Origin of the sequence: Neisseria sp. HMSC068C12 (assembly GCF_001814095.1) — a bacterium.
Lineage (GTDB): Bacteria > Pseudomonadota > Gammaproteobacteria > Burkholderiales > Neisseriaceae > Neisseria > Neisseria perflava.
This window is the reverse complement of record NZ_KV814801.1, coordinates 241,884-259,849: the sequence shown is the minus strand read 5'-3', so window position 1 is coordinate 259,849 and position 17,966 is coordinate 241,884. Positions and strand designations below refer to the sequence as shown.

The 17,966-nt window shown below is 52.1% G+C and carries 14 protein-coding genes; 7 read left to right on the top strand and 7 right to left on the bottom strand.

All coding sequences use genetic code 11. The features are described 5' to 3' along the window. The first annotated feature begins 85 nt into the window (after positions 1–85). Positions 86–2,293 carry a DNA helicase II gene (uvrD, locus tag HMPREF2952_RS03210; protein ID WP_070695273.1) on the top strand — a complete coding sequence of 736 codons (2,208 nt, stop codon included), beginning with the start codon at positions 86–88 and terminating at the stop codon, positions 2,291–2,293. A gap of 255 nt (positions 2,294–2,548) precedes the next feature. On the opposite strand, the gene HMPREF2952_RS11470 is transcribed toward uvrD, so the two are convergent. The 3 genes from HMPREF2952_RS11470 to HMPREF2952_RS03195 are packed head-to-tail and all read right to left on the bottom strand — an operon-like array spanning position 2,549 to position 3,273. Then, a complete protein-coding gene (locus tag HMPREF2952_RS11470) occupies positions 2,549–2,806 on the bottom strand; it encodes a hypothetical protein (protein WP_004518982.1) in 258 nt (85 codons plus the stop codon). A gap of 12 nt (positions 2,807–2,818) precedes the next feature. Further along, complete coding sequence (locus tag HMPREF2952_RS11465; protein ID WP_004518983.1) at positions 2,819–3,025, bottom strand: hypothetical protein; 207 nt, start codon at positions 3,023–3,025, stop codon at positions 2,819–2,821. After that, positions 3,022–3,273, bottom strand: coding sequence for a helix-turn-helix domain-containing protein (locus tag HMPREF2952_RS03195; RefSeq protein WP_049331660.1), 252 nt, complete (start codon positions 3,271–3,273; stop codon positions 3,022–3,024). The genes HMPREF2952_RS11465 and HMPREF2952_RS03195 overlap by 4 nt, the downstream gene beginning before the upstream one ends. Positions 3,274–3,340: 67 nt before the next feature. On the opposite strand from HMPREF2952_RS03195, the gene dndC reads away from it, so the two are divergent. The 4 genes from dndC to HMPREF2952_RS03175 are packed head-to-tail and all read left to right on the top strand — an operon-like array spanning position 3,341 to position 8,323. Further along, complete coding sequence (gene dndC / locus HMPREF2952_RS03190) at positions 3,341–4,486, top strand: DNA phosphorothioation system sulfurtransferase DndC (RefSeq protein WP_063076790.1); 1,146 nt, start codon at positions 3,341–3,343, stop codon at positions 4,484–4,486. Beyond that, positions 4,455–4,673, top strand: a complete 219-nt coding sequence (locus tag HMPREF2952_RS03185) for a DNA modification system-associated small protein (RefSeq protein WP_070695272.1) — start codon at positions 4,455–4,457, stop codon at positions 4,671–4,673. Before dndC ends, HMPREF2952_RS03185 begins: the two co-directional genes overlap by 32 nt. 2 nt (positions 4,674–4,675) lie before the next feature. After that, positions 4,676–6,721 carry a DNA sulfur modification protein DndD gene (dndD, locus tag HMPREF2952_RS03180; protein ID WP_049258440.1) on the top strand — a complete coding sequence of 682 codons (2,046 nt, stop codon included), beginning with the start codon at positions 4,676–4,678 and terminating at the stop codon, positions 6,719–6,721. Between the two features lie 15 nt (positions 6,722–6,736). After that, positions 6,737–8,323: an FtsK/SpoIIIE domain-containing protein gene (locus HMPREF2952_RS03175; protein ID WP_070695271.1), complete on the top strand. Its 1,587-nt coding sequence runs from the start codon at positions 6,737–6,739 to the stop codon at positions 8,321–8,323. 86 nt (positions 8,324–8,409) lie between these two features. Here HMPREF2952_RS03175 and HMPREF2952_RS03170 read toward each other — a convergent pair whose 3' ends face one another. From HMPREF2952_RS03170 to polA, 4 genes are all read right to left on the bottom strand, one after another. Further along, positions 8,410–11,697: a DUF2339 domain-containing protein gene (locus tag HMPREF2952_RS03170; RefSeq protein WP_141754804.1), complete on the bottom strand. Its 3,288-nt coding sequence runs from the start codon at positions 11,695–11,697 to the stop codon at positions 8,410–8,412. A gap of 247 nt (positions 11,698–11,944) precedes the next feature. Next, positions 11,945–12,439 carry a GlcG/HbpS family heme-binding protein gene (locus HMPREF2952_RS03165; protein WP_070695269.1) on the bottom strand — a complete coding sequence of 165 codons (495 nt, stop codon included), beginning with the start codon at positions 12,437–12,439 and terminating at the stop codon, positions 11,945–11,947. 268 nt (positions 12,440–12,707) lie between these two features. After that, positions 12,708–13,394 (bottom strand): Abi family protein, encoded by a 687-nt coding sequence (locus HMPREF2952_RS10880; RefSeq protein ID WP_083314045.1) that lies wholly within the window; start codon positions 13,392–13,394, stop codon positions 12,708–12,710. A gap of 185 nt (positions 13,395–13,579) precedes the next feature. Beyond that, positions 13,580–16,375: a DNA polymerase I gene (polA, locus tag HMPREF2952_RS03160; RefSeq protein WP_070695268.1), complete on the bottom strand. Its 2,796-nt coding sequence runs from the start codon at positions 16,373–16,375 to the stop codon at positions 13,580–13,582. Positions 16,376–16,556: 181 nt separating this feature from the next. Here polA and HMPREF2952_RS03155 point away from each other — a divergent pair, with 181 nt between their 5' ends. Together HMPREF2952_RS03155 and HMPREF2952_RS03150 are read left to right on the top strand one after the other, a co-directional pair. Then, a complete protein-coding gene (locus HMPREF2952_RS03155; RefSeq protein WP_070695267.1) occupies positions 16,557–17,057 on the top strand; it encodes a hypothetical protein in 501 nt (166 codons plus the stop codon). Positions 17,058–17,110: 53 nt separating this feature from the next. Then, positions 17,111–17,779 carry a PspA/IM30 family protein gene (locus HMPREF2952_RS03150; RefSeq protein ID WP_070695266.1) on the top strand — a complete coding sequence of 223 codons (669 nt, stop codon included), beginning with the start codon at positions 17,111–17,113 and terminating at the stop codon, positions 17,777–17,779. The last annotated feature ends 187 nt before the right edge of the window (positions 17,780–17,966 follow it).

Sequence of the window (17,966 nt, the reverse complement as noted above, 5' to 3'; positions counted from 1 at the left end):
AAGGCCGTCTGAAACATCTTTTCAGACGGCCTTTTGTATTTCCTTTAAAATATCGCATTCCCATTTATTTTCAGACGGCCTCTTCATGTTTCCCAACGAATCCGCCCCCAACCTCCTGCAAGGCTTAAACCCCGAACAACTCTCCGCCGTAACCTGGCCGCCGCAATCCGCCCTCGTTTTGGCAGGCGCAGGCAGCGGCAAAACGCGCGTGCTGACCACGCGTATCGCCTGGCTGTTGCAAAGCGGACAAGCCAGCGTGCACAGCATTATGGCGGTAACGTTTACCAACAAAGCCGCCAAAGAAATGCAGACCCGTTTGGGCGCAATGATTCCAGTCAACGTCCGCGCCATGTGGCTCGGCACGTTCCACGGCCTCTGCCACCGCTTTTTGCGCCTGCACCACCGCGACGCAGGCCTGCCCTCTTCCTTCCAAATCCTCGACAGCGGCGACCAACTCTCCCTCATCAAACGTCTGCTCAAAAGCCTCAACATCGCCGAAGAAATCATCGCACCGCGTTCATTGCAAGGCTTTATCAACGCGCAAAAAGAATCCGGCTTGCGCGCTTCCGTATTGAGCGCGCCCGATCCGCACACACGCCGCATGATTGAGTGCTACGCCGAATACGACAAAATCTGCCAACGCGAAGGCGTAGTCGATTTCGCCGAACTCATGCTCCGCAGCTACGAAATGCTGCAAAGCAACGAAATCCTGCGCCAACACTACCAAAACCGCTTCAACCACATTCTGGTCGACGAGTTCCAAGACACCAACAAGCTGCAATACGCCTGGCTCAAATTAATCGCCGGCAACCACGCAGCAGTGTTTGCCGTCGGCGATGACGACCAAAGCATTTACCGCTTCCGCGGCGCAAACGTCGGCAACATGACCGCGCTGATGGAAGAATTCCACATCGACGCGCCCGTCAAACTCGAACAAAACTACCGCTCTGTCGGCAACATCCTCGCCGCCGCCAACGCCGTCATCGAAAACAACGACGAACGCCTCGGCAAAAACCTGCGCACCGACGCCGAAGCAGGCGATAAAATCCGCTACTACTCCGCCTTTACCGACCTCGAAGAAGCCCAATTCATCGTGGACGAAACCAAAGCCCTCGAACGCGAAGGCTGGAATTTGGACGAAATCGCCGTCCTCTACCGCAGCAACGCCCAATCCCGCGTCATCGAACAAAGCCTGTTCCGCAGCGGCATCCCCTACAAAATCTACGGCGGCCTGCGCTTTTACGAACGCCAAGAAATCAAACACGCCCTCGCCTACCTGCGCCTCGCCGTCAATCCCGACGACGACAACGCCCTCTTGCGCGTGATTAACTTCCCACCGCGCGGCATCGGCGCACGCACCATCGAAAACCTTCAGACGGCCTCAAACGAACAAGGCATCACCCTCTGGCAGGCAGCCTGCAACGCCAGCGCAAAAGCCACCAAAATCGTCGCCTTCGTCCGCCTCATTGAAGCCCTGCGCAACCAAGTCGGACAACTGCCCCTGTCCGAAATCATCGTCGGCATCCTCAAAGACAGCGGCCTGACCGAACACTACCGAACCCAAAAAGGCGACAACCAAGACCGCCTCGACAACCTCGACGAACTCGTCAACGCCGCCATCGAGTTCAAACCCGAAGACAGCAACTTTGAAACCCTGCCTGAAAACATTTCAGACGACCCCGCCTTCCCCATCCTCGCCTTCCTCAGCAACGCCGCCCTCGAATCCGGCGAAAACCAAGCAGGCGCAGGCGAAAAAGCCGTCCAACTGATGACCGTCCACGCCTCCAAAGGCTTGGAATTTAACGCCGTCTTCCTCACCGGCATGGAAGAAGGCCGTTTCCCCAGCGAAATGAGCCTCGCCGAACGCGGCGGCCTCGAAGAAGAACGCCGCCTCATGTACGTCGCCATCACCCGCGCCCGTAAACGCCTCTACATCACCATGGCGCAACAACGCATGCTGCACGGACAAACCCAATTCGGCATCGTCTCCCGCTTCGTCGAAGAAATCCCGCCCGAAGTATTGCACTACCTGTCCGTCAAAAAACCCGTCTACGACAGCTACGGCAACACACGCCAAACCGCCACGTTCAAAGACAAAATCCTCGACGACTTCAAACAGCCGCAAACCTACGCAGGCTTCCGCATCGGCCAAAACGTCCGCCACGCCAAATTCGGCACCGGCGTCATCATCGATGCCGTGGACAAAGGCGAATCCGCCCGACTGACCATCAACTTCGGCAAACAGGGCGTAAAAGAGCTAGATACCAAGTTTGCGAAATTGGAAGAGATGTAGAAGGGAGATGGCAGAGGCCGTCTGAAAACGGGAGGAGCAATTTTGCCGAAACCTCCGCCGTCATTCCCTCGCAGGCGGGAATCCAGAAGTAGAAATGTAGGTTGAATACTCGTATCCAACAAAAACATTGACGCGTCTATCGTTTCCGAAAAAAACGCTGTTGGAAAATGTCGGATTCGAGAATCCGACCTACGGCTGCTGCTTTTGGGGTGATGAAAAAGCAGCCTGCACTTTAAATTTCACTCGTTTCCCTGCTCATAAGATTTCAAACAATTGTGCCAACAGCACATCCTGCAGCACCACCCGCGTTTCGGCCTGCCGAAGCAGCCGTGCGAGTAGTGCATCGATTTCTACGCCCGAAACAGTTTGACGCAGGCTGGATAAAGCCTTCATGCGGTTTTTTTGTTCGAATGCATCTTCCATACCAGGTTTGACACAAAAATACCAAAACGGCTCGGTCCTCATGTGGTAGAGCGGCATGCCGAAATTTTCTTGGTGGTATGCGTTTGCCACCCACCGCTGCCATTACTGTCTGAATATTGCCTGCCATTCTTCCAAAAGCGTATCCGAAAAATCAATTTTTTCTGTGTGCAGGCTGCCTGATTCATACAGCAGGCATAAACTGTATAGAAGGATGAATTTATGCGGGGCACGGTTGTTTGCTTGTGTAAAACTTGTATGCAGGCTGCGGAATTGTTCCGCATATTTTAATAATGCTGCCAAATCTTTCATACCGCTTCCTCCTGCAAACTTTGCAATACCTCCTCCGGTTGCCAATTCAATGCGCGGCAATAATCAATAAACTCAAAGATATCCAGCCGCCTGTCACCTGTTTCCACTTTTCCTACGAACGAATGCACCACATTCATCCGTTCCGCCAATGCACGCTGCGACAACCCCAAATCCAATCTTCTGCGGATAAGGAGTTGTCGCAAATAGGTGTGTTCGGCAGAGTGTACCGACAAACGAATATTTCTCATGCGCTCCGATTTTAGGTACAATCACGCATGCACCTGTTTTAGGTGCAAATAAGAAATATGTATAAAAATGACCGTAATACCCATACACCCTGCCAACCCGTTCGACGCTATACGCCAAAACATCACTGAAGAATATTTAAGCGAAACGCAGCACTACCCTTGGATTGTTACCTTTTCAGGCGGCAAGGACAGCACCCTTGTCGCCCATTTGGTGTTTGACATGCTGCTTTCGCTGCCGCCGATGCTGCGGACGCGGCAGGTGTTCTTCATTTCCAACGACACGCTGGTGGAAAGCCCGCTGGTAGTGAAACACATGCGCCAATCTTTGGCAGAAATTCTGCGTGCCGCTGAAATTTTCAGGCTGCCCGTCAGCGGCGAAATCACCGTGCCGAAATTGCAGGACACCTTTTGGACGCTACTCATCGGCAAAGGCTACCCCACGCCTAACCGCTCAATGCGCTGGTGCACCGACCGCCTGAAAATCCAGCCTACTAGCGGCTACATCCTGCAAAAAGTAAACGAAAACGGCAAAGCCATCATCGTACTGGGCGTGCGCAAAGACGAATCTGCCACCCGCAAAGCAAGTATCGAAAGCCACCAAAACTTGGAAAACAGCAATCTGACCCCGCACAGTGATTTGAAAAACGCGTTGGTGTACCGACCGATTGTCGATTTGAGTACCGACGACGTGTGGGAATTCCTTGCTGCCAACGACCCGCCCTGGGGAGGCGCACACAGCGATTTAATCAAGCTCTACCGCGAAGCCGCCGGCGGCGAATGTCCGATTGTGCTGTCGCAGGAAGAAGCCCCCGGTTGCGGCACCAATTCCAGCCGCTTCGGCTGCTGGACGTGCACGGTGGTCAATAAGGACAGAAGCCTGCAGGGCTTTGTGGACGCGGGGAAAACCGAATTCACACCGTTAATCGAATACCGCGACTGGCTGGTGGACATCCGCAACAAACCCGAATACCGCCAGGCCGAACGGCGCAACGGAAAACTCACGTTCAAAGGCGGCAAACACATCCCCGGCCCGTTCACCATCGCAGCGCGGCAGGAAATGCTGGCGAAGCTGCTAAAAGTGCAGGCTGCTTTCGGCGAAGAACTGATTTCGCAGGACGAAATCGACCTAATCAAGCGAATTTGGACGGAAGATCTGATTAACACTTACTCAAGGAATAAAAATGAAGACGGAAACACGGGAACAGGTGGCTGATTTGCTGCTGTGGAGTGATGAAAATGCCAGAAACCTGATAGAGAAAATCGCTGCCGAACATGGTGTATCGCCCGATGCGCTGGCCGATTTGGCGGCATGGGAGCGCGAGCAACAGGAACGGATCCGCAAACGCGGCATGACCGAAGTATTCGATGAAGTTTTTGAAAACAGGAAATATTGGGGCTGAATATGTGGATACATTCAATCAGGCTGCTTAATTTCAAATCCTACCAAGAAGCGGCCTTCTCCTTTCCCGAACCGAAAAACGGGCAGAACATTGTTTTAATCGGCGCGATGAACGGGCACGGCAAAACCACTTTGTTGGAAGCGGTTTACCTGTGCCTGTATGACGCGGATGCGGTCAGCCATTTGCAGCGGGCCGGCTTGAACAGCAAAGATGTCAATTACCCGAATTTCCTGCAGGCTGCCCTGCATCACAAAGCAGCGCCGCAATACGGCCGATACCGCATCGAGCTGGAAATTGAAATCCGCCAACGGCGGCAAGGTAAGATTTGCGGCCTGAAAATCCGCCGGAAATGGCATTTCAATGAGAAAAGGCAATTTGAACGCGAAAGCACCGAAACGCGGGCAGACGTGCTGGTTGACGACCGCTACCTGCCTGTCGATTTAGCCGAATTGGACAAATATCTCAACACTTACGCCCTGCCGTTCGATTATGCGCCGTTTTTCTTTTTCGACGGCGAAAAAATCGTGCAGGCTGCAGAACGCAGCGGCACGGGTATGTGGCTCAATACCGCCCTGAAAGGCCTGTTGGGCGTAACCCTGCTGACGCGGCTTGCAGACAGCCTTGGCGATTACCGCAAACGCTGCATTTCCGAGAACGCGGGCAAAAAGATGCAGGAAGATTTGGACAAAGCCGAAAGCGCATTGACTTCTGCCCAAGTGCAATATGATGTATTCCGTGAAGAATGGGAAAAAGTACAACAGGAATGGGCGCATTGGGATGCGGAAAGAAGCAGGCTGCAACAGCAGATCGGCGGCGGCAGCGACATCCGCACTTCGCAGGATTTGCTGATGCAGCGGGAACGGCTGGAGAAGGAAATGGACGATTTCAATGCGAAGGTCAAGGCGGCGGTTAAAGCCATGCCGCTGGCCTTCCTGCCTTCAGACGGCCTGAACGCGCTAAAAATCAAACTCGAACGAGAAGCCAACCGCCTGCACCATGAAGCCGGCAGGGAGCAGATTGCGGGACGGGTAAACGATTTTTGGAGCGCGTTTGTCGGCAGCGGCAAAGTCAAAGAAGTATTGGGGCGTTCGGCTTGCGCCATTTTGGAAGACCCGCTGATGAAGGAAGCTGTAGCCGAATGCTGGAACGAATTATTTTACCCGTTGCCTGAAAATTGCGCCGAAACTATCGAGCACAACTATCTCTCGAAAAACGCCCATGCTGAAATCCAAAACGAAATCAGCCGCATACAGGGTATGCCACAAGGAAGGATAGGCAGCCTGCTGGCCGATATCGAACAGCGGCGGAGCGAACAAAAACAAGTCTTGGAAGAATTGGAGCTGCTCAAAGGCAGCAACAAAGACGAACTGGTGGAACAGCTCAAACAGGCGAACAAGCAGGCCGATATACTGAAAGAACGTTCGGGCAGCCTGAAAAGCAACGTGTTGGAAAAAGAAAAAGAATGCCGGCGCAAAAAGGATGAAGTCAGCAAACTGCAAGACAAAATCAGCGACAGCAACCCGCTGATGGTGAAGTCGCGCCGTGCGGGACAGGTAGAAAAAGTTATTGCCGCATTGACCGATGCTCTAATGCGGCAAAAGGCGGGTGAAATCGGTGAAACCGCCACCCGCATCAACCGCACCATTGCACACGATGACCGCATCCACAAAATCAGCATCGAAGCCGACGGAAGGATGGGGCTTTACGGCCGCGACGGCAGGGAAGCGCAGGTCGATTTGTCGGCCGGACAAATGCAAATTCTGATTATGTCGCTGGTGTCGGCATTGGCGGAAGTTACCCACTATCCTGCCCCCTTTGTCATCGATACCCCTTTGGCACGTTTGGATGAGGGCCACCGAGAAGGTTTGTTCAAGCATTGGAGTGGGCTGGAACAGCAGGTGATTTTGTTGTCGCAGGACACCGAAATCACCCCCGAAGTGTACCGCCGTCTCGACCCGCATATCGGCCGCACCTATCTGGTGGAAGCCGAATCACTGGACAGCGCGGGCGCATGTTCACGTGTAACTGCCGATGTTTATTTCGAATAATTAAAGGAACAATACATGTATCTGCTGCCAGACAACCGCCAGTGGGATTCCGACTATTTCCATACCCTGATTAGCGACAAACACATTATTTCCAGCAGCGAAGCCAAAGCCATACGCGAAAAACTCACCCACGCAGGTGCGTTGCCGCATCTGGACAACAACTACGAGTGGGCGGTACTCTGTATCGGCTATTGCTTTGCCAAAGGCTGGGCTCGCCAGCCGGAAAATTTGACTGCCGCCCCCGATACCAAAGGCATCGACATCCCTTCTTTCCAAACCTGCTTTCAAGACCATTCGCGGCTTTGGCTTGCCCTGTTGAGCGAAACCCTGTTCCACATCAGGCAAGGGAAACTGGCGGGAAAAGATGATTTGTACAAACTAATTGCCGACCTGTGGCATACCGGCGCGCTTGGTTTGCATGCGTTTTGGGAACGTTGCAGACAATTCAAACCCGATGACGATTTGGCACAACGGCAGGCCTTTTTGAACGAATTGGCTGAATTGGCTGTTAAAAACAGTAGCGGACGGCAACATGCAGGAGAGATTTCTAGTTCAAGCGAATTTCCCGCAGAAAATGTCGGAACACTCGATGCAGCCCGCATCAAACTTAAAACCGCACTGGACAAAACAGTCGGCAAGGGCGGCACGATACAACTAGAATACGTCGGCGTGCGCTACGACTGCTTGCGCGTACAGTTCGACTGCTATGTGGATTTGGAAAAATACCACAGCCAGATTTGCTCCGAATTAGGCATCGGCGATGACGAAATGCGCTGCGGACGCATACGCGGCGAAGCCAATACATGGCACATCAATATCCTGCGCCCGCAAGACACTTGGCGGCAATACGGGCAAAGTGAGTTTCAGACGGCCTTACAGCAATACCGCGCATCGGCACAGCAATTCAGATTGCCAGTGTGTATCGGTTTGGACGAACGCGGCGAACCCGTGTTTCAAGATTTTGCCACCGCGCCGCATGTGATGGTAGGCGGGGAAACGGGGGCTGGGAAATCGGTACTGGTGCGCTCAATGCTGGCTTCCCTGTTCGAACTCGCTCCTCAGAATGAAACGGAAATCGTCGTGTGTTATTGCAAAGTTTCTGCGGATTTCGCCGCCTTCAAAGACCGTCCGAATTTATGGCAGGGGCGCATAGTCAGCGATGCGGAAGAAGCTGCTGAAATATTGTCGTCTTTTGCTGACGAGATGGATAAACGATACCGCCTGATGGACGAATACGCTGCAAAGGATATTGCAGAAGTCCCACAGCACGCCCGTCCAAAATATGTTGTTATCGTGATTGACGAACTGGCCGACCTTATCGATGTCAGCAGTGACGCAGAAGGGCATTTGGTACGGCTGGCACAAAAAGCGCGCTCCGCAGGAATGTATCTGTTATTGGCAACGCAACGCCCCGATGCGAAAACACTCAGCGGCCGCCTACGTGACAACCTGCCGACCAAAATTGCGTTGAAAACAGGCAAACGCCAGTCTTCCGAGATTATCTTGGGCGAGCGCGGTGCTGAAAACCTGACGGCCAAAGGCGATCATTTGGTCAAATGGAACAATGAAGCAGCACGTTTTCTGCACGGGTATAATGTATAATTTGTTCAACCATCCTTTGCAAAGGTCTCAGGCCGTCTGAAACTTAAATGGGGTTTCAGACGGTCTTTTCCTTTGGGGATTAGTGATTAGGCTTTAGGTTCGCCATCATTCTCTGCTTTGGGCGGAACGGGGGCAAACCAGCCGACCAGAAGCAACAGCAAGCCGACGATGATGAAGGAGGCAATGCGCTCGATACCGCCGCTGTTGGAAAGCTCGATCAGGAAGAGTTTGACGACCACGATGCCCATCAGCGTCGCGCCTGTCATCCAGTAGGAACGCTGTTTGCGGCGGTTGCCGAGTACCATCAAGATGATGGCGGTTACTGCCCAAACGACGGAGAGGCTGGCTTGCAGGCCGAAGGATTGGAGCATGATGTCGAGACGCCAAGTAATGCCGTCGTAGAAATGCCATACGCGCATCACGCCTGCGCTGATCAGCATAAATGCCAAGGCGGAAACTGTGGTTGCCGTGGTACGGCGAAGCTCGGGCGGCAAGGCTTCGGGCAGGGATTTCAGGGCAAACCAAAGCATGCCGGCGCTGGCGAGTTCCACCGGATTGAGCACGGGAATATACGGCAACGGTGAAGGTTGGAACGGCGTGGAGAAGTTGGTCCACAGCATCCAACAGGCAGCGGCAAGGGCGCACAACGGCATAGCAAAATGCTGATAAATGGCTTGATGCCGTCTGAAAAATTCGCGGTGGCGCTGCGTATGGAAAACAATCCACATCGCCAAAGGCACAACCAGCCATGAGAGCTGCGACCAAACGCCGGAGAGAAGACCACCGACATACAGCGCGGTCCAAAGCGTCCAAAGTACGCCGAGTATCGTGATATTGAGTTTGTGCAACCAAATCAGATCATGGCGCGGATAGTTGTTCAGAATAATGAAGTTCAACACGGTAGCGGCGGCAAGCGGCAAGGCTGCGGCGGCTGTCACCGCATGTTCGGTATGGTAGGAGAGGAAATGCAGGCCAAACAATGGCAAGAATGCCAAATTGGTTTGCAGAAGCTCTTCCCATTTCAGACGTTTGGCAAACAGCAGCAGGCCGGCAAATATCGGCCACAGCCACAACTGGGTAAACAGGGTTTCCTCGCCTGTCCATTGCATATAAAGGGCGTAGCTGCCTGTCGCCAACGCAGTAAGCAGGATGATCCAGCCTGCAACCTTCGCAAAGTAAACCTCGTTTCCTTCCGGCTTTTCGGTGTTAACCGGCACGCGTGGATATTGCAGCGCGTAGGCAGCCGCAAACAGCAAAGGCGTAGCGGCAATAAGGTACAGATGGCTCAGGAAACCTTGGGATTCATAAATAATACCGGCTTGCAGCAACAGGGCGAACAATACATTGCCCAAGGTAAATGTGATAAACACATTCGGCTCGTGTTTGCGCCGACAGAATGCCCACGCCGCCGCCAAAGCGGAAAGAGCGACAATGCAGCCGCGCTCGGCCAAGAAGAGCAAAGGCAAAATAGAGATGTACAGCAAGGCGGCAGACAACACGGCCGTCTGAACAGATTTTTCCCATTGCGCCGAACCTTCGCGACGCGAGAAATACCACAGCAAGTAAATCGCCGCTCCGCCAAGCAACACCACAACCGTTGTAAACCACTGCCCTTCCAGAACGGTATCCGTGCCGAAGCCCTGATAATTGCCCAATTGAATCAGTGCCGCCAAGAGATAAACCATCAGCGCACCCAAACGGATATGCGGACGCTGTTGGCGCAAACCGAAGAAATAAACCAGTGCGGATTCGGCACTCCATAAAATGACCGTATTGCTCGGTTCAAAATAAAGCGGAACGGCAATCGTAAGGAACAACACCGCCAACGCAAAAAACGCCTGACGCAAAATATACAAACCCTGCTGACGTTTCAGCAGCAGCGCGGCCAGTCCGTAAACCGCGGCAAAACCCAATGCGGAAAGCGCATCCGCAGCCGGCCAATGTTCCACCATGCGGTATTGCAGGCCGAATGCCGCCGCCATCGTGCCAAACAATAAAGTATGGTCGAGGACATGCACGCGCAGGCCGTGTGTATAAATACTCTTGCCGATTTCTTCCAAAGTCGCATTGTCGGCAATCGGTGTAACGCCGTCTTCGCTGTTTTCCGTCAACTTACGGCGTGCGAACAGATACGCGATAAAGGTATAGAGCAGCCAGTGGTAAATCAGGAAAGGCTCGGTAGTGGCGAAATGTTGCGGCGTATAACTTCGCATGCCCCACAGCGCGGCAATGGCAAAAGTAGCGACAAAACCCGTCAGGTTCAGCGGGCGCCATGCCTTAAACCACGCAATCGCGGCCACACCAGCATTGAGCAGGGCAAGATAAGAAAACAGCACCAAATAATTGCCGCTGCCGTCTGAAGTCAGCAAAGGCGCAGCCATACCGCCGATTAAAGCAACCTGCGCCATAATCTGCGCATTCTGCCTTACCGCCAGCCACGCCATCAGCACAACCATCGCCACCATCAGCCCGAACACGACCGACACAGGCAACAGCGGATGCAGTTTCAACGCCGCCAACGCCGTTAAATATATCACCGCCACGCCGAAACCCTGCAACACCAAGCCATATTCACGCTTACGGCTTTGCAGCTTCCAGCCGCCGACCACCGCCGCCAAACCCGCGCCTGCTACAGTCAAATAACGCAGCTCCACCGGCACATGAACCCGCTCGGAGGCATAGCGCAAGAGAAACGCCAAGCCGAGGAACAGCACCACAATACCGGTTTTCAACAGCGGATTACCGCGCAAGAACCAAGCAACAATCGGATTGTCGGAAAACTTATATTCTCCGCCTTCCACCTTATCTTTATGGATAACGAATTGACGCGATGGAGCCTCTTCGTTTTCAGACGGCATCGAAGCAACAACAACCTCTTCTTTAGGCAGCTCTTCTTGTTCAGCAGCAACCGGAGCAACCGCCTCGACAACTTCTTCCACAACAGGCTCAGACGAAGCAGAAGCCTTGGTAGGTACAGGATCAATAGGTATAGAAAAAGAAGGAGCAAATGCCTCTTCAATTTTCTGCTTAACAGGCGCAGCTTCCGCCTCAGGCTCAACCCGAACATGAAGCGGCTCAGAGGCCGTCTGAACATCGGCAACAGCCCGAGCCTCAAGCCCCTGCCCTACCTTCGCCTCATCACGGACAGCCTCATGTTCCAACACCAACAAACGCTGTTTCAGCAGCTCGATTTCCTGCTCCAGCTTCTGCATCCTGTCGCCTGCCGTAGCAGATTCAGCCAAACGCTCTTCTTGACGCTGTTTCGAGATTGACCAAGCAACCAGCCAAAACAACGACCCAACAATGACGCCGGTGAACATCTCATCAGCAAAATAGCCGATAATAATAGGAATAAGCAGGCCGAAAAACTGCATGAAACACCTGTTTGATAACAATAAGAATATGCCGATTGTAACACCGACAACATTATTCATGAAAAAAAGAGATAAAAGGCCGCAAACAAAAGCATACGGTGAATAGAATGTAGAGAATCGGAATAGAAAAAGGCCGTCTGAAAATAGTGTGGGGTTAAACCCACATTTTCAGACGGCCTCTACCTATTTCAACAACCCAACGCAAATCATGAAAAGAAACGCATTGGGTCTTGTTTCAAACTACGGCTTAACTTCCCGACAATACTGCCGCACCTGCTTTCGCGACGCTTTCGTCTTCATCGACCGAGCCGCCGCTCACACCGACACTGCCGACGATAACACCGTTTTTATCCACCAACAGCACACCGCCGGGAAAAATCACCAAACCGTCGTTGGTCACCTCAATACCGTAAAGATCGCCGCCCGGCTGCGAAGCCTTGCCCAAATCGCGGGTGGACATATTGAAATAGCGTGCCGTTTTCGCCTTTTTCTGCGCAATATCAATACTGCCGATAAACGCATCGTCCATACGCGCGAACGCCTTCAAATTACCGCCCGCGTCCATAACCGCGATATTCATCGGCACCTTGATTTCACGCGCCTTTTTCATCGAAGCCTGCACCACCGCCTGCGCCTGAGCCGTCGTCAAATCACCCGGCAGCGTTTTGGTCAAACCCGCCGAAAACGCCGGCGCACCCAATGCCAAAGTACACAACAATGCAACTGATTTTATGCCGCGCATAACTGTCTCCTTGTATTGAATCAATGAAAGGTACTGCACTTTTGATTGTATGCCTGTCGGCGGGAAGAATAAAGGTCGTCTGAAAAACCATGAAACAGGTTTTCAGACGGCCTTGGATGGATTTTGGGTTTCGATTTGGCAGATCTGATTCTTGAATCCGACGGTTTTTGAGAGTACTGCGATTTTGTCGGATACAAGTATCCGACTACGGCTACTTTTGAGATAGCTGCAAATTTTGTCAGATATTAAGTACCCAATCTCCGATTTGTCATGGCTTCTCTTGCAAAATAAAATCAAGATAATTACCGCCTAGTCGATTATGACTAATATCCTTTTGCAACCAATCTAAAAAATCTTGAGAATGGCAACTAGAAACAAATTGAATTATTGATGCATAATCATCAACTAAATTACGTTGAAAAATAGGTTCATGATGAGCAATTCGATTTCTTAGTTCACGGATATTCTCAATTTTATTTTGTAAACTCCTTAAGAGAACTGAAACATTTTGGTTAGTACTCAAATTAGGAAAAGCTATATAAAGATTATTATTCCAAATTGGACCAGTATAGTTTTGTTTAAGTAAGTGATGCCAAAAAGCAAAATTTAGATCAGCTATCACTTTACTAGTTTGTCTCGATCTCTGATGCTTATTACGGGCTTTCTGTAAAATTCCTAATGGATCAAATAATCTGGCTCCCATATTTTGTGGTAATGTTCTCTCGAAACCAATACACCATGGCCATCCGTTGCCATGAATTCTGCTTAAGACTAGATGAATACGATTTCGTAAAATAATTTCAACAATACTAAGCCATGGCATAAAAGCACCACTTACAACTGTATTCCATCGATACAGTTGACATGCTTGGGAAACATCATTATTACATGCGCTCAAATAAGTACCAAAACGCTCAGTTGATAATGCATTCTTAATTTCGTTATATGGAATCATACTCTTACTCTAATGGATTTGGTTAACTTGACATCTATTTTTTAAAATTATACAATAGGCCCGTTAGTTCAAGGGGATCGATGGGCTAGTAAATATAGTGTTATACCCCCATGAATGCGAGCTTATAACCCCGTTGATTATTTCAACGGGGTTTTTCGTATAATTAAAGAGTTTCTGCACATCAATCAATGCGCCTCTTCCCAATTCATACCCACGCCCACTTCTGCCACCAGCGGCACGTTCAACATCCCTTCGTCCACTTTCGCCATAATCTGCGGCAGTTTTTCTTTGACTAAATCCAGTTCGGCTTCGGGTACTTCCAACACCAATTCATCATGCACCTGCATAATCAGCTTGCTCTTCAGTTCATCTGAAGCCAGCCAGCGGGATACGTCTATCATGGCGCGTTTGATGAGGTCGGAGGCGGTGCCTTGCATGGGGGCGTTGATAGCGGCGCGTTCGGCTCCGGCACGGGCGTTGGCGTTTTTGTTGTGAATGTCGGGCAGGTAGAGGCGACGGCCGAACAGGGTTTCGACGAAGCCTTGCGCGGCGGCTTGTTCTTTGGTGCGCTGCATGTATTCGGCGACGCCGGGATAGCGGGCGAAGTAGCGGTCGATAAAGTTTTTGGCGGAGATGTTGTCGATGCCCAATGATTTGGCGAGGCCGTATTGGCCCATGCCGTAAATGAGGCCGAAGTTGATGGTTTTGGCGTAGCGGCGTTGTTCGGACGAGACGTTTTCGGGAGTGATGCCGAATACTTCGGCGGCGGTGCGGCGGTGTACGTCTTCGCCGTTTTGGAACGCGGTAATGAGGGTTTTGTCGCCGGAGAGGTGCGCCATGATGCGCAGCTCGATTTGGGAGTAGTCGGCGGAAACGATGACGTTGCCTTGCGGTGCGGTGAAGGCGCGGCGCACGCGGCGGCCTTCTGCGGTGCGGATGGGGATGTTTTGCAGGTTGGGGTTGTTGCTGGCGAGGCGGCCGGTAATGGCGACGGCTTGGGCGTAGGTGGTATGCACGCGGCCGTCTTTGGGTGAAATCATTTCGGGCAGTTTGTCGGTGTAGGTGGATTTGAGTTTCGCCAAGCTGCGGTTTTGCAGGATGATTTTGGGCAGGGGGTAGTCGGGTGCGAGCTGTTCGAGCACGGCTTCGTTGGTGGAAATGCCGCCTTTGGCGGTTTTTTTCAGGCCTTTGGTGGGAATGCCCATTTTGTCGAACAGGATTTCTTGAAGCTGTTTGGGCGAGTTGAGGTTGAACGGCTGGCCTGCTGCGACGTAGGCTTCTTGTTCGAGCTTCATCAGCTCGGCGCCGAGTTCTGCGCTTTGGCGGGCGAGTTCGGCGCGGTCGATTTGCACGCCGTTGCGTTCCATTTCAAACAATACTTGCGCGACGGACAGCTCCATTTTTTCATACATTTCAAGCTGTTTGGCATCCATCTGCGCGCGCAGGTGCGCTTCGAGGCGCAGGGCGAAATCGGCATCTTGAGCGGCGTATTCGGTCGCCTGCCCGATGGCGACATCGGCAAAACTGATTTGCTTCGCGCCTTTGCCGCACAACGATTCGTAGGTAATGGTTTCCAAGCCGAGCCAGCGTTCGGACAACTCGTCCAAGCCGTGTCCGAGATGGCTCTCGATGATGTAGGAAGCGAGCATGGAATCTCCGGCAATGCCGTTCAGGGCGATGTCGTAGTTGGCGAAAACGTGTTGGTCGTATTTGAGGTTTTGCCCGATTTTTTTCAGGGCTGGGTTTTCCAAATGCGGTTTCAGATGGCCTAATACGTCTTGCAAATCAAGTTGTTCGGGTGCAGCAGTCAGGCTGTGTCCTACTGGGATGTAAACCGCTTCGCCTGCTTGGAACGCGATGCTGATGCCGACCAGCGCGGCGTTCATCGCGTCTAATGACGTGGTTTCTGTATCGATGCCGATTTTGTCCGCCTGCGACAGTTTGTCCAACAAAGCGGCAAACTGCGCTTCGGTGGTAACAGCTTGATAATCCAGTTTCTCAGGGGCTGGGGCAAGTTCGGGTTGTTTTTCAGGCTGTGTTTCCATCGCCAATGCGGCTTGTTCGCCGATATGCTCACTGCCGAACAAATCAGTGTTTTGCGCTTCGTGCATACGGCTTTCCGCTTCTTTCAACCAAGTGCGGAAGCCCCAGCGTTTGAAATCGACAACCAGCTGCGCCCATTTAGGCGTAGTGCGGCGCAGGCTTTCGAGGCCGTCTGAAAGCTCGGTGTGCAAATCCACATCGGTTTTAATCGTTACCAAATCATACGACAGCGGCAGTTGTTCCAAAGCGGCTTGCAGGTTTTCACCCACCTTGCCTTTGATTTCAGCAGCATGTTCCATCACTCCGGCCAGCGAGCCGTAGGCTTCCAGCCACTTCACCGCCGTTTTCGGGCCGCATTTTCCCACGCCCGGCACGTTGTCCACCTTGTCGCCCATCAGCGCGAGATAATCGCGGATTTGGTCGGGGCGCACGCCGAATTTTTCCTTCACGCCTTCAATATCCAGCGTTTCGCCGCTCATCGTGTTCACCAGCGTCACGCGATCGTTCACCAACTGCGCCATGTCCTTATCACCGGTAGATACCACCACATTCCACCCTGCTTCGCCAGCCATCTTAGCCAAAGTGCCGATAACGTCGTCCGCTTCTACCTGCGGAATCACCAATACCGGCCAGCCCATCAGGCGCACCAAATCCGGCAAGGCTTCCGCCTGCGGGCGCAAATCATCCGGCATTGGCGGGCGCGTCGCCTTATAGTCGGGGAACATCTCATGGCGAAAATTTTTGCCCTTCGCATCAAACACCACCGCGCAATAGTCGTGTACATAATCCGCCCTCAACCGGCGCAGCATGTTCAACACGCCATACATCGCCCCCGTCGGCGCACCGTCAGGCGCGGACAAATTCTGCCCCATAGCATGATAGGCGCGGTAAAGATAGGAAGAGCCGTCAACGAGAAGGAGTGTGGGTTTGTTGGACATGGGGAACCTGCTGTATGTATGAAAATAATGTACGGATTATAAAGGAAAAGGCCGTCTGAAAACCGAAAATCAAGTTTCAGACGGCCTGATGTTTACATAAATATACGGTTTCAGGTATTGCGCCTCAGAATCCCATATTGTATATTTGTATTCAAATGAATACAAACCAAAGCAAACGAATATGAATGCAACGAACCGTATCCCAATTAGTGTGCGCATCACCCAGGAAGATGCTGATTTTATTGCCGAACTCAAAATCGAAGGAGCGAATACGCCATCTGAAAAAATCCGCGAACTGCTCAAGCTGGCGCGCTTGGCGCATACGCAGACACGCGATTACGGCTCTGCACTGACGGCGCAGGAGCAATTTTTCCAAGCGGCAAAACACGACATCTTGCACGCGGAAAAACAGGCTGGAGTGCATTCGCATATCGTGGCGAGGTTGTTTGAACAATTGCCCGACTTAGGCGCAACACTCGCCGCCGACCTGCCCGAAGAAGCTGACCTCGACGATTTGAAAAAATACGAGCGCGAACTGATGTGGCGCATTGTCCGTCTCACCGACAGCATCCTGCAACTCGCCGTAACCGGCAAAGGCGCGGCATACGACGACAGCGTATTACAACAGCTTGAAAACACATTGAGGCTGGCGAAGATTGTGCAGCAGGCAAATGAAGTTTAAGACTGCCGCCATACCAAATGAAACAAACACATTTTAGTGAAAGGAAAATCCAAATGAGCGAAACCCTATCCCGCAGAGTGGGCCGTCTAGTAAGCGGCGGTTTTCATGCCCTGATTGATGCGGCGGAAAACCTTGCACCTGAAGCGGTAATGAACGAAAGCATCCGCGAAATTGAGCGCGCAGTAGATGAAGTGCGTGCTGAGTTAGGCAAAGTGTTGGCGCAGAAACATCTTGCCGCCAAGAAAATGGCCGACGAAAGCAACCGCCACGAAGCAATCGATGCCAATCTGCAAGCCGCCGTAGATGCCGGTCGCGATGATATTGCCGAAGCAGGTATCGCCGAGCAGATGGACATCGAAGCGCGTCTGCCTGTTTTGGAAAACACCATTGCCGATTGTGCCGCACAAGAAAAAGAGCTCGAAGGCTTTATCGCCGCCCTGCAGGCGAAAAAACGCGAGATGCAGCAGCAGTTGCAAGATTGGCGTGCCGCACAGCAAAGCGTGGGCGCAGGCAAAGCGGCAGGAGGCAACGGCAGCGACCTCAACCGTATCGCCCGTGATGCCGAAAAAAGCGGCAACGCTTTCGACCGTGTGATGGGTCGCCAAAACTCAGTACACAGCAGCACCGATGCGGCGCAGTTGGCCAAGCTGAAAGAACTGGAAGACTTAAGCCGCAACAACCGCATTGCCGAAAGATTGGCGGCATTGAAAGCGAAATCATAAGCTATATTGAGAAAATCGCGGTTTCAGACGGCCTTTATCTTCACGGGGCCGTCTGAAAAAAGAAAACCATACACACCTAAATAACAAAAAGATGACGGATTGGGAAAAATCCTGTCAGTTACGACAAATTAATAAAAAACCCATATCCAATCTGCTTAACTTTAAAATAAAATATATGCCGTCTGAA

What these genes read in the sequence shown, in the direction of transcription:
- uvrD (WP_070695273.1), top strand. Translation starts at nt 86, where the DNA reads ATGTTTCCCAACGAATCCGCCCCCAACCTCCTGCAAGGCTTAAACCCC.
- HMPREF2952_RS03185 (WP_070695272.1), top strand. Translation starts at nt 4,455, where the DNA reads ATGAAGACGGAAACACGGGAACAGGTGGCTGATTTGCTGCTGTGGAGT.
- polA (WP_070695268.1), bottom strand. Translation starts at nt 16,375, where the DNA reads ATGTCCAACAAACCCACACTCCTTCTCGTTGACGGCTCTTCCTATCTT.
- dndC (WP_063076790.1), top strand. Translation starts at nt 3,341, where the DNA reads ATGACCGTAATACCCATACACCCTGCCAACCCGTTCGACGCTATACGC.
- HMPREF2952_RS03150 (WP_070695266.1), top strand. Translation starts at nt 17,111, where the DNA reads ATGAGCGAAACCCTATCCCGCAGAGTGGGCCGTCTAGTAAGCGGCGGT.
- HMPREF2952_RS03195 (WP_049331660.1), bottom strand. Translation starts at nt 3,273, where the DNA reads ATGAGAAATATTCGTTTGTCGGTACACTCTGCCGAACACACCTATTTG.
- HMPREF2952_RS03175 (WP_070695271.1), top strand. Translation starts at nt 6,737, where the DNA reads ATGTATCTGCTGCCAGACAACCGCCAGTGGGATTCCGACTATTTCCAT.
- dndD (WP_049258440.1), top strand. Translation starts at nt 4,676, where the DNA reads ATGTGGATACATTCAATCAGGCTGCTTAATTTCAAATCCTACCAAGAA.
- HMPREF2952_RS03170 (WP_141754804.1), bottom strand. Translation starts at nt 11,697, where the DNA reads ATGCAGTTTTTCGGCCTGCTTATTCCTATTATTATCGGCTATTTTGCT.
- HMPREF2952_RS03165 (WP_070695269.1), bottom strand. Translation starts at nt 12,439, where the DNA reads ATGCGCGGCATAAAATCAGTTGCATTGTTGTGTACTTTGGCATTGGGT.
- HMPREF2952_RS11465 (WP_004518983.1), bottom strand. Translation starts at nt 3,025, where the DNA reads ATGAAAGATTTGGCAGCATTATTAAAATATGCGGAACAATTCCGCAGC.
- HMPREF2952_RS10880 (WP_083314045.1), bottom strand. Translation starts at nt 13,394, where the DNA reads ATGATTCCATATAACGAAATTAAGAATGCATTATCAACTGAGCGTTTT.
- HMPREF2952_RS03155 (WP_070695267.1), top strand. Translation starts at nt 16,557, where the DNA reads ATGAATGCAACGAACCGTATCCCAATTAGTGTGCGCATCACCCAGGAA.